Here is a 12,267-nt window from a genome sequence, read left to right as displayed (position 1 = left end):
CCCACCGCCCCGGGCACCAGACCGCCGTACCCGCAACGTCCGAAGGATCGGAGGGCCCGCCTCCGGTTGTTCGGACGTTACGCGCAACCCCGAGCTAACGTCCGAAGGATCGGAGGGCCCGCCTCCGGAGCTTCGGACGTTGTGGCTGGGGTTGCTGGAATGGCAAGGGAGTTTGTCAATCTCGCTTCCACGAAGGAGGCTGTTCCTATGACGACAGCAGAAGAGCATTGGGATGCGCGGTACGCCGAGAGCACGCGGATCTGGAGTGGGAAGCCGAACGCCGCGCTGGTGGCCGAGGTGGCCGGCCTGACGCCTGGGCGGGCGCTCGATCTCGGTTCGGGGGAAGGCGGCGACGCCATTTGGCTGGCTCAGCAGGGATGGCAGGTGACGGCCGTCGACGTCTCGCCGATCGCGCTCGGCCGGGGGAAGGAGCACGCCAAGGAGGCCGGTGTCGAGGACCGGATCGAGTGGCAGCAGCACGAGCTCGGCAAGACGTTCCCGGACGGGACCTTCGACCTGGTGTCGGCGCAGTTCCTGCACTCGACGATCGAGATGCCGCGGGAGCAGATCCTCCGGGAGGCGGCCGCGGCGGTCGCTGTCGGAGGCGTGCTGCTCATCGAGGGCCATCTCGAGTTCCCGGACAAGTCCCGTCACGAAGCCCATGCCGACGTACATTTCCCGACGCCGGCCGAGGTCGTCGCCGACGTCGGCCTCGATGACGGTCACTGGGAGGTCCTCACCGCCGCCGGCCACGACAGCGTCAAGGTGATCGACGGCAAGGAGCTCCACTACCAAGACGGGACGGTGAAGGCCCGCCGGCTATCGGTTTAGGCAGGCAGTTCGACGCCCAACTGCCGGAGCGCCTCGGTGTAGCGGTCGACGTTGCGGAGCTTGACCGACTCGTAGCCGCGGACCAGGTCGGGCAGCTCGGCGAGTTGCACTGCGCGGTCGTACGACGCCTGGTCCAGCTCGGCAGCCAGGTCGAGTACGAGCGCGCGGTAGTGGTCGCGGAGTGACCGCTCGAGCTTGCGCAGGTGGGCGTAGCCGAAGAGGTCGGCCCGGGTTCCGCGGAGCGACTTCAGCCGGGCCAGTGCGCGGAGCGTGCCGTGGGACTTGGGGCCGAACGAGATCTTCTTCGTGCGGCCCATCGCCCGCAGTACTGGCGGATGCAACTTGAAGGAGACCACGCCACCCGGGAACGCCTCGCCGGTGGAGCCGAGGAACTCCGGGTCGGTCAGCAGGCGGGCGACCTCGTACTCGTCCTTGTACGCCATCAGCTTGAACAGGTTGCGGGCCACGGCCTCACTGAACCGTGTATCCGTGGTGACCGCCTGCTCGGCGGCCGCGACCTGCGCCACGACGGCGACGTACGAGTTGGCCAGCTTGACGTTCTGGTAGCCAACCAGGTCGGTAGCACGCTGAGCGACCAGGCGGTGCAGCTCACCCTGCAGACCAGCGGCAGCAACCGAAGCCGGTACGTCGCGCGCCACCTGCCGGGCTGGGGCCGCGCCCGCGGCGGCGAAGGCTGTGGGGTCGGTGACCGCGACCCGACCCCAGCGGAACGCTGCGATGTTGGACGCGACCGCGGTGCCGTTGATCTCGATGGCTTCCTCGATGGCCGCGGCCGGGAGCCGCAGGGCGCCGGTCTGGTAGGCGGCACCGACGAGCAGGAAGTTCGCGGCGATCGTGTTGCCGAAGATGCGGTCGGCCGCCTCAAGCGCGTCGAAGTCGAACAGCTCGGCCCCGGCAGTGCGGACCCGCTCCAGCAGACCAGCCTCCTCCGGGTGCTGGACGGCCGGGTCGTACACCATCGCGCCGGTTGCGGTGCGGCTGGTCGAGACGACGGTCCGGGTCGAGGCAACGTTGCCGTAGGCAAGGTTCCGGTCCTCGGCGAGAGTGAGCAGGTCGAAACCGAGGAAGCAGTCCGCGGAACCGGGCGTGAGGCGGTTGGCCGGCTCCAGGTCGCCGTCGGCGAACCGCAGATGACCGGTGACCGGTCCCGCCTTCTGGCTCAATCCCGTCTGGTCGAGCGACTCAGCGGCGTACCCGGCCCTCAACGCGGCAGTAGCGAGCACCTGGTTGACCGTGACGATGCCGGTACCGCCGATGCCGGCCAGGAAGACGTTCTGGGTGCTGGTGACTCGCTCTTCGGCGCTGCTCGGAGCGACCCGCGGCGGCTTCGGGAAGGCCTTGCGCTTAGCGGTTTTCGGGGCAGAGCGCCGGGGCGCTGTCTCGACCGTCACGAACGACGGGCAGTCGCCGTCGAGGCAGCTGTAGTCGGTGTTGCACGAGGTCTGCTCGATACGGGTCTTGCGACCGTACTCGGTCTCGACCGGCTGCACCGACAGGCAGTTGCTCTTCACACCACAGTCACCGCAGCCCTCGCAGACCGCCTCGTTGATGACGACGCGCTGCGTGCGGGTGGGCAGGCTGCCACGCTTGCGCTGACGGCGAGCGTCGGCGGCGCAGTGCTGGTCGTAGATCAGCACTGTCACGCCGGGGATCTCCCGCAGCATCCGCTGGGCCTCGTCGAGGCGATCGCGGTTCCACAGCAGGGTTCCAGGCGCGAGGTCGCGACGACGGTGCCGCTCCGGCTCATCTGCACAGACGACGATCTTCTTGACACCTTCGGTGTGCAGCTTGTGGGTCAACTGCGGCACGCTGAGCGCACCCTCTGCGTCCTGCGCACCGGTCATCGCGACCACGTCGTTGTAGAGCACCTTGTAGGTGATGTTCACCCCAGCGGCGATACACGCCTGTACGGCGAGCTGGCCGGAGTGGAAGAACGTGCCGTCGCCGACGTTCTGGAAGATGTGTCCGGCATCGGTGAACCAGGCCTGGCCGATCCACTGCGCACCCTCGCCGCCCATCTGGGTGACACCGGTGACCGCACTGTCCTCCCGGTCCGAGATGGTGACCATGGCGTGGCAGCCGATACCGCCGCCGCCCATCGACCCCTCGGGGAGTCCGGTGGAGCGGTTGTGCGGGCAGCCGCTGCAGAAGTACGCCGACCTGCTGGTCGACAGCAGCGGGAGCGGGATCCGCTTCGGGGCGGGCGGTGTGATCGCGACCAGGTCGGCGAGCAGGTGCCGCATCGGCGCGAGCAGACGGCCCGAGGTGAGCTCGCCGTCGGCCGGGATCAGCGTGCGGCCGGCGGTATCGCGCTTGCCGAGGATCTGCGGCGCGTTCGGTGTCCCGTAGAGGATGTCGCGGATCTGCGTCTCGACGAACGAGGTCTTGTCCTCGATGACGACGATCCGGTCGAGCCCCTCGGCGAACGAGCGGATGGTGCCGTGGGCAACCGGGCTCATCAGGCCGAGTCGCAGTACCCGGACTCCTGCCTGGATGAGTGCTTCCGGAGTGACCCCGAGATCGGTCATTGCCTGGCGCATCGAGTCGTAACAGCTGCCCGAGGCAACGAATCCGACCCGTGCGTCCAGCGGGTCGATGTCGACGACATCGAGCCCGTTCGTGACGGCGTACTGGCGGACGAGTTCGGTGCGGGGGCCGACCATGTCCGCCTCGGCGCCCACGATCGCGTCGGGGCGAAGGACCATCGGGCGCTGCTTGTAGGTGTAGGGCTTGCCTTCCCACTCGATCGTGGGCACGACCGGGGTGACCTTGCCCGTGTCGTCACCGACCGCCCAGGCGCCGTCGGCGACATCTGCCACGATCTTCAGCGCGACGACGCAGCCTGTCGTCCGCGACATCTCGATCGCGTGCAGACCGAGCGTGACGATCTCGGCCGCGTTGCGCGGGAAGAGGACCGGGATACCCAGCGCAGCAAGGGATCGCTCGCTCACCGCGGGCACGGTCGACGACTTCGAGGCCGGGTCGTCACCGACCAGCAGTACGGCGCCTCCGCGCGGATTGACGCCGTACATGTTGGCGTGACGCAGTGCGTCGGTGGCGCGGTCGACGCCCGGACCCTTGCCGTACCAGAAGCCCGTGACACCGTCGTGGGTGCCGGCGCCGAGCGGCAGCTCGATCTGGCTGCCCCACACCGAGGTCGCGGCGAGCTCCTCATTGAGGCCGGGGACGAACCGGATGTCGTTCTCGTCCATGACGTCCTGCAGATCCGCCAGCAGCTTGTCGAGCCCACCGAGCGGACTGCCCTGGTAGCCCGAGACGAAGGACGCCGTCCGCAGCCCGCGGCGCCGATCGAGCGCACGGTGCTCGACGAGCAGCCGCGCGATCGCCTGTACGCCGGTCAGCAGCGTCGGCGGACCGGACGGCCGGAAACGATCGCCGAGGTCGTACGGCGGCGCGGCGAGCCGCACAGGCGTGATCTCGGCCGGGGCGATGGTGGTCATCGGCTCTCCAGGGGGTCCGCGGCGGTTCCCACGAGCCTGCGGGTCTGGTGGGCCCGGTCACAAGGGTCGCCGTCGAGTTTGGCGACGATCCGCAATCATTGGCATGATCCGTCGTGCTGGCGCGCAACAGATCCGCCGTACAAGGTAGAGTTCGTTGCGTGCCCGAACCGGCGACCCTCGACTCCACCGACCGCGCGATCCTCGACCTCCTGCGCGAGAACGCCCGCCGCCCGCTCCGCGAGATCGCGACCGCCGTCGGCCTCACCGTCGCGCCGGTCCAGCGCCGGATCGCCCGCCTCGAGAAGCTCGGCGTCATCGAGCGCTACACCGTGCAGATCAACCACGGCCGCATCGCCACCGGCATCGAAGCCATGACCGAGCTGCACTTCGCCGACGACCTCGACCTCGCCCAGATCATGGAGTTCGTCGCCCAGATCCCCGAAGTCAAAGAAGTCCTCACCCTGGCCGGCGACCCCGACGCCCTCGTCCGCATCCAGGTAGAAGGCGTCGAAGACCTCCGCCGAGTAGTCAGCTCCCTCCGCTCCGCCGAAGCCATAGCCAGCACCAAAACCCTCGTAGTCCTAGAACAATGGACCCGCCGCGGCTGAAGGCCAGAGTTATCCACAGATTGCGAAGTCGTCGGTTTTCGGCGGTCCGGCGCCCATATGTTCTTGGGTAAAGGAGGTGCTCGATGAGCGCTGGCAGGAAGATCAAGAGCCGCGTGGGCGGCAAGCTGTGCACGGACGGGGACCAGCCGCACCCGGTTCTGCTGCCGTTGACGATGACTCAGGTGGACCGTCTGGTGCACCTGGCGGAGGAGGCGACCGCGGCTCGCGGTTTCCCGATGCGGTACGACGGGTCGGGTGCGCTGCTGCCGGTCGGACCCGACGGAGTTCCGGTGGATGACGGCATGGTCGCCGGGCTCGCGAATCTCGCCCGCGCCGTCGGCGGGTTGCCACGACAGCGATGGCGCGAAGCCGTGGCGGTGCACTTCGATCAGATGGCGCCCGGCGGCCGTCCGCCGGCGATTCCGGAGGATCTGGACAACGAGCTCTACCTTCGCCTGGTCGACGCGTCGACCATCAACCCCGAGTGGGCCGGCCGGGTGCCAGAGTTCGTCCCCGGCCTTCGCACCGCGCCGGCCACCTATGCCGGCCGATCGGTCGCGATGCACTTCGACCTCGACAGCCTCGGCATCCCCTGGACCGACATCTCCCGGATCGGCCTGGCAAACCTGCGTCGGCTGCAAGACACGGTCGAGTACGTCGACGTCCAGGGCGCGCAGGTCGCGATGCTCAGCGGCAGCATGTTCACGGCCTCCCGGGCGCTGGTCTTCGACACAGTTCTGCGCGAGTCGCTCCACGTCGAGAATCCCCCGTTCGGCTGCGTGGTCGCCATGCCCGCCCGGGACCTGCTGCTCGTGCACGTGATGCGGGATCCAACGGTGGTCCACGCCATGCTCGGAATGACCAGGATGGCGAACCGCGGCTACGCCGAATCACCGGGCGCTGTCAGCCCACACCTCTACTACACAACAGACAACGAGTGGCACCAACTCACCGACTACAGCACCGGCCGCGCCGACCTCAGACGTGTCCCCCGCTTCTCGGCAGCCATGCACCGCATCGAAGCCGAGTCACAGGCAGGCTGGCCTTATCCCGTGTAGAACCGCGACAGGAACGGGCCTAGGACCAGTGGATCAGCGGTGTGTCCAGCGACCTCGATGGTGAGTCGATGTGCGTCCGGCAAGCATGCGGCGATCGCATCGGCAGCGGCACCGAAGAAGTCAACCGGCAGTTCGGCCGAGTGGATCCAGAGTCGCGCCAGTGCTCAGCAGCACCGGCTGAGCCACCTTCGCCAGCCGATCTGTAGGTGGCGGGCCCTCGCCGATGCAAGCAGCGTCGTACCGCAGCGTTGGTGCGAGTGCCACCAGCGCCGGCCAGACCGGAGCGGCTTCGGCTCCTGCGATGTCTTCGTCCGAGGAACCGGCCAACTTCATGAACAGTCGCAGCGCCTGGTCGCGGTCGTCGGCATCCAAGGCGACGCTGACGCCGTCGACATAGGCCTGCCAGCTCGCGACCATTTCGTCACCGAGGAGATACGGCACCTCATGAGCAGCGATTCTGTCGACAGGCACCCCGGCGGCAGCTGCCTCCAGCGCGAGCGCCCCGCCCGACGACGCAGCGAACACGTGGGCGCGACCTCCGACCACCTCGAGAACAGCCGCGAGATCCTCGATCTCGCGTTCCATCGCGTACGGCGCCGTGTCGCCACTGTCCCCACGGCCGCGGCGCCGGTAATTGACCACGGAGAACGTACTGGCCAGCCACTCACCCAGCGGGACATTCTCGGTGCCGTCGTCGAGACCGCCGCCGACGAGTATCAGCGCGGGCCCTTCATCACTCAGGAGGTCGTATCCGATCGTGGTGCCATCAGCCGAGGTCACGTGCGGCATGATCATCCCTTTCAGCTCGTTACTCCTGCTTTAGGAGCAAGGAGTCCTAGATGGGAAGTATGCTGTCGGCATGCGTAGCTATCGTGACCTCTGCGGTATCGCTCGCGCCTTGGACCTCGTCGGTGAGCGATGGGCGCTGCTGGTGGTCCGCGAACTGCTGTACGGACCCAAGCGCTTCGCCGACCTGCACCGAGGACTGCCCGGGCTCAGCCAGAACGTGTTGACCCAGCGGCTCCGTGAACTGCAGGACTCCGGCGTGGTGACCCGGCGGCGCGCACTCCCGCCGGCAGCCGGTCTGGTCTACGCGCTGACTGACCACGGACGAGCGCTCGAGCCGGTCCTGCTGGCGCTCGGGCGATGGGGCAGCCCTTTGCCGCCGCTGCCCGGCTCGGCTTCGGAACTCAGCCCGGATGCGCTGGTGGTCGCGCTCCGGACCACGTTCGACCCAGTCGCTGCGGGCGACCTTCGCGGGTCCGTCCAGCTTCACCTGCCCGGCGACGCATTCCATCTCGTCGTGAAGAACGGCAGGCTCGATGCGGTTCGGGGCGAAGCAGCCGCCGACGCCGTCCTCACTACCGAAGTGCGCACGATCCAGAGCCTCGTCTTCGACGGACAAGACCTCGACGAAGTCATCCGATCCGGGGACGCGACCGTGGAGGGCGACACAGCCATGCTGCGACGCTTCATCGATGCGTTCAACGACCACCGAGGCAGCTAGCTCAGAATGGCGGACAGCGGAACCACACCTAGAGAAGCGAGGTCTGATGCCTACTCCCACACCTGATGACAAGTCCTCGGCGGCTGTTGCTGCTCTCCGTGCTGCTGCGGAGCGCGGGGATGCCGATGCGCTGGCCGAACTGTTCGCACCTGACGTGGTTTTCCACTCGCCCATGACGATGCGGCTGTCGTTCGAGGGGCGGGAGGAGGTGGTGGCCTTGCATCGCGACATCTTCGCCGTACTCGAGGATCTGCGGACCAGCGAGCCGCTGGTGCGCGGCGATGAGTGGTCGTTCTCCTTCACCGCAACGGTTCGCGGGGTGCCGCTCGAGGCTCACAATCTGTTGCGCTTCAACTCGCAGGCTCAGATCGTCGAGAACACGATCTTCGTCCGTCCGCTGCCGGCGCTCGCCACGCTCTTCGCGACGCTTCCGCCGAGAGTTTCGACCAGGCGTCGCGGTCGTCTGCACGGAACCGTTGCCGGGCTGCTGGCTCAGCCGCTCGCCGTGGCGCTCCGGGCCGCCGACCGGCTGGTGCCCAAGTTCCTCTGATCGCTTGACCTGGAGCGCGCTCCAGGAGGAACGCTGCGGGTATGAGCAGACTTGACCTCGCCTTGGGTGCGATGGAGTTCGGGACCAGGATCGATGAGAAGACGTCGCTCGCGTTGCTCGACCAGTACGTCGCGGAGGGTGGCGTGTGGATCGACACGGCCAACTGTTATGCGTTCTGGCAGTCGGAGAGTGGCTTCGGTGGGCAGAGTGAGGAGTTGCTCGGCCGGTGGCTCGCGCAACGGCCGGGTGTGCGGGAGAAGGTGCGGATCGCGACGAAGGTCGGCTGGGAGCCGACGGTTGTCGGCGGTTTCCCGGAGCAGACCGAAGGACTTGGTACGGCGGCCATCGACGCGGCGGTCGAGACGTCGCTGCGGCGGATGGGGATCGACCACATCGACCTGTACTGGGCACATCGTGACGACCGGAACACGCCGATGGACGAAACGATCGCTGCGTTCGGACGGCATCACGCCGCAGGCACGATCGGCCAGGTCGGCTTGTCGAACTGGGCGATCTGGCGGGTCGAGCGGGCGCGGGGACTCGCCGCACAGCTCGGTGTGGTCGAGCCGAGTGCGTTGCAGTTGCGATACACGTACCTGCAGCCGCGGCCGTTCGTCCGCGACCACATCAGCAATCACCGCTTCGGGTGGGTCACCGACGAGGTCCTCGACTTCGTCGACAACCAGCAGCAGTGGGAGCTCTGGGGGTACAGCCCGCTGATGTCGGGATCCTACGAGCGGGACGACCGGCCGATCGAAGAGGCCTACGAGCACCCGGGGACGACCCGGCGGCTGGAGGCGCTCGGGAAGGTGGCTGCGGAGCTCGGCGTCAGCCGGAGCAGCGTCGTCGTGGCCTGGCTCTGCGGCGGCACTCCCCCAGTGCGCCCGATCATCGGGGCGAGCCGGCCGGAGCAGCTCACTGCCGCGATCGCGGGTGCCCGCCTGGAGCTCACCGCTGAACTACGCGCGGAGCTCGACGCGGCCTGGTAGCCGTCAGGCCGTCGCGGACTCCTCAGCCTGACGGGCCCCGTAGTACTTGATCTTGTCATCCAGGACGCCCATGGCCGCTTCCATCCGGGTCATGTGGTCGGCCAGTGCAGCCCGGCGCTCCCGCAGGAACTCAACGCGGGACGCCGGGTCGCCCGTCGTACGAAGGAGCGAGGTGAACCGCTGCACGTCAGCAATTCCGAGACCGGCATCGCGAAGACAGGTCACGACGCCGATCCACGCGATATCGCCTTCGGTGAAGACCCGGCGGCCGCCGGGCAGCCGCTCGATCGGGCCGATCAGGGCCTCGCGTTCGTAGTACCGCAACGTGTCCAGGCTGAGCCCGGTGAGATCCGCCGCCTCGCCAGGTGAGTACCGACCGTTCAGCGTCATGCAGTCGATTTTTCCACGCCGGTCGCCGCGGCGATGACTCTGGTGAGCCGACCATGCAGATCCATCAGTTCGTCGACGTCCATACCCAGGCGCTCGACGATGGCGGGCGGCACTTCGAGTGCCTGGTCGCGCAGCGCACGGCCCTTCGGGGTGAGGGCAACGGCCAAAGCCCGCTCATCGGTCGCCGAACGATCGCGGCGCAGGAGGCCAGCGACTTCGAGCCGCTTGAGCAACGGCGACAGGGTCGCCGGCTCAAGCTGGAGCATTCGAGACAGGTCCTTCACCGACACCGGCTCGTGCTCCCACAGCGCCAGCATCACCAAGTACTGCGGGTGCGTCAGGCCCATCGGCTCGAGGACCGGGCGGTACAGAGCGATCACCGTCCGGGCGGCGACCGCGAGCGCGAAACAGACCTGATGCTCGAGCGCCAGCGGGTTCTCCCCCGCCGTGATCTCGGTCTCTGTCATGTGCTGAGGGTAGCAACTTTATGTAGGCTAACAATTAGCACCCTAAGCATCTGGAGACCTGATGGAACCGACCCCGCGCCGCGTGATCCGGCAACGGCGCACGCCTCGCCCGATGAACATCGAGACCGTTCAGCGCTGGGTCGCCTCCGCCATCCTCTTCCACGTGGGCAGCGTCCCGGCCGTCACCCTGGCCGTCTACAGCATCGGTATCGCGGCCGACGACTTCGGCCGCGGCGTCGGTCTGTGGATCATGTCCGGCGTGATCGGCCTCCTCACCGTGGCCGGCATCCTCGCCATCTTCCGCCGCACTCCCCTGTCCCCCTGGCTCCTGCTGGGCCTCGCCCCGACCGCCGTGACCGGCTTCTACATCTTCTGAGCCCGGACCTCCGGCGTGGCAGCATCGAGGACATGGCGATAATGACCGTGCGGGTGGCAGCCGGGCTGGCGGCAGTCGGTCTCGGTACGGCGATCTTCGTCGACCTGGCCGATGCCGCAACCGAGGGAGACGACCTGGCCGCCTTCGACCCGCAGCTCACGACGACCGTCGTGGAGCACCGGATCGCCGAGCTCACCCCACTGGTCCGAGCCATCACCTACCTCGGCGACATCCCGATCCTGACCGGCCTCACCATCGTCATCGCCCTGCTGATCCGAGCCTTCACCCATCGTTGGCGTCCGGCGCTCATCCTGATCATCGGTATGGTCGGGGCCGCCGCACTCACCTACGGCTTCAAGGTCCTGATCGGCCGCGACCGCCCCGACGCCTCCATCGTGCTCGGAACGGTCAACACCGGCTTCTCTTTCCCGTCCGGCCATAGCCTGAGCTCGACAGTCTTCTTCGTCCTGCTCGCTGCCCTGCTGTGGAAATCGAACGCCAGCCGTCTCACCAAGCTCGCAGCCACCGCCGCAGCACTGCTCCTCAGCCTCGCCATCGGCCTCAGCCGCATCTACCTCGGCTACCACTGGGCAACCGACGTACTCGGCGGCTGGACCCTCGCCCTCACCTGGCTCGCCCTCCTCGGCACAGCGACCGCAGCCTGCCATCGGTCTCCGGCTCGAGAACGGCAGACCTGAAGACACGTCCGGCCAGTCAGCTCGTCGTTGACCGCGGCCATTGACGGTGTGGGCAAGTTGAGTGAGCAACCAGCCCACAAACAGCCCACACTTTCCTTATATATAAGGGGTTCTGAGCTCGAAAACTGTCGGTGGCCATGTCTAGGCTTTGGGGTATGGAGATCTTGGCGATGCCCCCGGTGTACACCCAGAGCAGCAGCGAACTGCTGACGCGTCTGGACACCATCCAGGCCGCCAAGGCGCTACTTAGGACCGACGAGTTGCAGGTGCTCGGCCGACTCGAAGAGATGGGCGCCGCGGGCGAGATGGGCGCCCGCGACACCATCGAACTGATCTCAGAACGCTACCGACTCGACCGCGCCGACGTCCGCAAAGACCTCACCTTCACCACCGCCCTACGCAAGTACCCGGTGGTGACGGCTGCGATGCCTGATCCTGCCGATCCGACACGGGCTGAGGTCGTGCGCTCTGACCTGGCCAAGATCATCGTAGGCACCCTGGAGAAGGCCCCGTCGAGCACGCCGGTTGAGACCCTGACCGTCGCCGAAGAACAAATGGTCAAGATGGCCCGCGTCTCCAACCCCCGCGAACTCGCCAAGTTCGGGCAAGACGTACTGACCAGACTGGACACCGACGGCCCCGAACCAGCCGAAGACGAAGCCGCCGCGAAAGAGTTCCTGCGGCTGCGGCAGACCGACGGCGGCGTCAAGTTCACCGGGTTCCTGGCCGGCGCCAGCGGCGAACAGCTCAAGACCCAGATCCACCAAGGATCGAAACCGCACAAGACGATCGACGGGGAGCGAGATCCGCGGACCCAGGACCAGCGGCAAGCCGACGCGTTCAAGGCGACCATGGACGCCGGCGCGGGCAACCCGGACTATCCCGGCGTCCCACACATCACCGTCACCATCGACTTCAACGACCTCAAAGCCGCCCTGGCTGCCGCTCCAGCCGCCTTCGGTGGCGGGACCGGCGACAGTTCGAGCGGTGGTGCGGTGGGTGAGTTGGTGTTCGGTGACAACCTGTCCGCTGGTGCCGTCCGGATCCTCGCCTGCGACGCGGCCGTCCTGCCCATCGTGCTGGGCGGCGACTCACAGCCCCTCGACGTCGGCAGGGAGCAACGGTTCGTGAACCGCTACATCCGCCGGGCGTTGAACAAGCGCGACAAAGGTTGTGTGGTGTGTCAGGCACCGCCGTGGATGTGCCACGCCCACCACCTGACCCATTGGGCCAACGGTGGTCCGACCAGCCTGCAGAATCTCGCGTTGCTGTGTTCCGCGCACCATCGCGCGGTCCACGACGGCCAATGGG

General features: G+C 67.5%; 13 protein-coding genes. 9 read left to right on the top strand and 4 right to left on the bottom strand.

What is annotated here, in order from left to right:
• Positions 1-207: 207 nt before the first annotated feature.
• Entirely contained in the window at positions 208-831 is a 624-nt protein-coding gene (locus tag E1261_RS37225) for an SAM-dependent methyltransferase (protein ID WP_132414442.1), read from the top strand.
• Here E1261_RS37225 and E1261_RS37220 read toward each other — a convergent pair.
• Positions 828-4,313 carry an indolepyruvate ferredoxin oxidoreductase family protein gene (locus E1261_RS37220; protein WP_132414441.1) on the bottom strand — a complete coding sequence of 1,162 codons (3,486 nt, stop codon included), beginning with the start codon at positions 4,311-4,313 and terminating at the stop codon, positions 828-830. The two genes, E1261_RS37225 and E1261_RS37220, sit on opposite strands and share 4 nt — an antisense overlap.
• Before the next feature lie 158 nt (positions 4,314-4,471).
• Between E1261_RS37220 and E1261_RS37215 the strand changes: the two genes are divergently transcribed.
• Together E1261_RS37215 and E1261_RS37210 are read left to right on the top strand one after the other, a co-directional pair.
• The gene (locus E1261_RS37215; protein WP_132414440.1) at positions 4,472-4,921 is read left to right on the top strand and encodes an Lrp/AsnC family transcriptional regulator; all 450 of its coding nucleotides are present in this window, start codon (positions 4,472-4,474) and stop codon (positions 4,919-4,921) included.
• A gap of 83 nt (positions 4,922-5,004) precedes the next feature.
• Complete coding sequence (locus E1261_RS37210) at positions 5,005-5,979, top strand: DUF1444 domain-containing protein (RefSeq protein WP_132414439.1); 975 nt, start codon at positions 5,005-5,007, stop codon at positions 5,977-5,979.
• Between the two features lie 120 nt (positions 5,980-6,099).
• Here the strand turns inward: E1261_RS37210 and E1261_RS37205 are convergent, their stop codons facing one another.
• The gene (locus tag E1261_RS37205) at positions 6,100-6,759 is read right to left on the bottom strand and encodes an alpha/beta fold hydrolase (protein ID WP_238176668.1); all 660 of its coding nucleotides are present in this window, start codon (positions 6,757-6,759) and stop codon (positions 6,100-6,102) included.
• Between the two features lie 79 nt (positions 6,760-6,838).
• On the opposite strand from E1261_RS37205, the gene E1261_RS37200 reads away from it, so the two are divergent.
• Genes E1261_RS37200 through E1261_RS37190 form a run of 3 tightly spaced genes read left to right on the top strand, consistent with a single transcriptional unit; the run spans position 6,839 to position 9,025 of the window.
• Complete coding sequence (locus E1261_RS37200; RefSeq protein ID WP_202875368.1) at positions 6,839-7,486, top strand: winged helix-turn-helix transcriptional regulator; 648 nt, start codon at positions 6,839-6,841, stop codon at positions 7,484-7,486.
• 46 nt (positions 7,487-7,532) lie between these two features.
• Positions 7,533-8,036, top strand: a complete 504-nt coding sequence (locus E1261_RS37195; protein ID WP_165952776.1) for a nuclear transport factor 2 family protein — start codon at positions 7,533-7,535, stop codon at positions 8,034-8,036.
• 41 nt (positions 8,037-8,077) lie between these two features.
• Positions 8,078-9,025, top strand: a complete 948-nt coding sequence (locus E1261_RS37190; protein WP_132414437.1) for an aldo/keto reductase — start codon at positions 8,078-8,080, stop codon at positions 9,023-9,025.
• A gap of 3 nt (positions 9,026-9,028) precedes the next feature.
• Here E1261_RS37190 and E1261_RS37185 read toward each other — a convergent pair whose 3' ends face one another.
• On the bottom strand, positions 9,029-9,415 hold the full coding sequence (locus tag E1261_RS37185; protein WP_132414436.1) for a MerR family transcriptional regulator: 387 nt from the start codon (positions 9,413-9,415) through the stop codon (positions 9,029-9,031).
• Complete coding sequence (locus E1261_RS37180; protein WP_202875367.1) at positions 9,412-9,882, bottom strand: MarR family winged helix-turn-helix transcriptional regulator; 471 nt, start codon at positions 9,880-9,882, stop codon at positions 9,412-9,414. Before E1261_RS37180 ends, E1261_RS37185 begins: the two co-directional genes overlap by 4 nt.
• Before the next feature lie 61 nt (positions 9,883-9,943).
• On the opposite strand from E1261_RS37180, the gene E1261_RS45610 reads away from it, so the two are divergent.
• From E1261_RS45610 to E1261_RS37170, 3 genes are all read left to right on the top strand, one after another.
• Entirely contained in the window at positions 9,944-10,258 is a 315-nt protein-coding gene (locus E1261_RS45610; protein WP_165952775.1) for a hypothetical protein, read from the top strand.
• Positions 10,259-10,290: 32 nt separating this feature from the next.
• A complete protein-coding gene (locus E1261_RS45605; RefSeq protein WP_165952774.1) occupies positions 10,291-10,956 on the top strand; it encodes a phosphatase PAP2 family protein in 666 nt (221 codons plus the stop codon).
• Positions 10,957-11,111: 155 nt separating this feature from the next.
• Positions 11,112-12,267, top strand: a 1,156-nt coding sequence (locus E1261_RS37170) for an HNH endonuclease signature motif containing protein (RefSeq protein WP_165952773.1), incomplete at its 3' end; no start/stop codon positions are given.

Source organism: Kribbella albertanoniae (assembly GCF_004348455.1).
GTDB classification, from domain to species: domain Bacteria; phylum Actinomycetota; class Actinomycetes; order Propionibacteriales; family Kribbellaceae; genus Kribbella; species Kribbella albertanoniae.
The sequence above is the reverse complement of the archived record's forward strand: the minus strand, read 5'-3'. Positions and strand labels throughout refer to the sequence as shown.

Excerpts from the sequence above, each read along its gene's own strand:
- E1261_RS37225 (WP_132414442.1), top strand. The coding sequence starts at position 208 with ATGACGACAGCAGAAGAGCATTGGGATGCGCGGTACGCCGAGAGCACG.
- E1261_RS37220 (WP_132414441.1), bottom strand. The coding sequence starts at position 4,313 with ATGACCACCATCGCCCCGGCCGAGATCACGCCTGTGCGGCTCGCCGCG.
- E1261_RS37210 (WP_132414439.1), top strand. The coding sequence starts at position 5,005 with ATGAGCGCTGGCAGGAAGATCAAGAGCCGCGTGGGCGGCAAGCTGTGC.
- E1261_RS37200 (WP_202875368.1), top strand. The coding sequence starts at position 6,839 with ATGCGTAGCTATCGTGACCTCTGCGGTATCGCTCGCGCCTTGGACCTC.
- E1261_RS37195 (WP_165952776.1), top strand. The coding sequence starts at position 7,533 with ATGCCTACTCCCACACCTGATGACAAGTCCTCGGCGGCTGTTGCTGCT.
- E1261_RS37190 (WP_132414437.1), top strand. The coding sequence starts at position 8,078 with ATGAGCAGACTTGACCTCGCCTTGGGTGCGATGGAGTTCGGGACCAGG.
- E1261_RS37185 (WP_132414436.1), bottom strand. The coding sequence starts at position 9,415 with ATGACGCTGAACGGTCGGTACTCACCTGGCGAGGCGGCGGATCTCACC.
- E1261_RS37180 (WP_202875367.1), bottom strand. The coding sequence starts at position 9,882 with ATGACAGAGACCGAGATCACGGCGGGGGAGAACCCGCTGGCGCTCGAG.
- E1261_RS45610 (WP_165952775.1), top strand. The coding sequence starts at position 9,944 with ATGGAACCGACCCCGCGCCGCGTGATCCGGCAACGGCGCACGCCTCGC.
- E1261_RS45605 (WP_165952774.1), top strand. The coding sequence starts at position 10,291 with ATGGCGATAATGACCGTGCGGGTGGCAGCCGGGCTGGCGGCAGTCGGT.